This is a genomic window from Nocardia exalbida NBRC 100660 (assembly GCF_000308575.1).
Classification (GTDB): domain Bacteria; phylum Actinomycetota; class Actinomycetes; order Mycobacteriales; family Mycobacteriaceae; genus Nocardia; species Nocardia exalbida.
In genome coordinates, this window is sequence record NZ_BAFZ01000040.1 from 1 (window position 1) to 439 (window position 439).

The 439-nt window shown below is 65.1% G+C and carries 1 pseudogene; it reads left to right on the forward strand.

The features are described from left to right. A pseudogene (locus ON29_RS08550) lies at positions 1 to 439 on the forward strand (glycine--tRNA ligase); the annotation flags it as partial.

The following is a 439-nucleotide window of genomic DNA, read 5'->3' on the forward strand; positions in this document are numbered from 1 at the left end:
TTCTTCGTCAAGCCCGGCGAGGACGAGCAGTGGCACAAGTACTGGATCGAGACCCGCTTCTCCTGGTACACCGATCTGGGCATCAACCCCGACAACTTGCGCCTCTACGAGCACCCGAAGGAGAAGTTGTCGCATTACTCGGCCGGCACCACCGACATCGAGTACCGCTTCGGCTTCCAGGGCAACGAGTGGGGTGAGCTCGAGGGCGTCGCGAACCGCACCGACTTCGATCTCAAGACGCACTCCGAGCACTCGGGCACCGAGCTCAGCTTCTTCGACCAGACCACCAACGAGCGCTACATCCCCTACGTCATCGAGCCCGCGGCCGGCCTGACCCGCTCGCTGATGGCGTTCCTGGTCGACGCCTACGCCGAGGACGAGGCGCCGAATGCCAAGGGCGGCGTGGACACCCGCACGGTGCTGCGCCTGGACCGCAGGC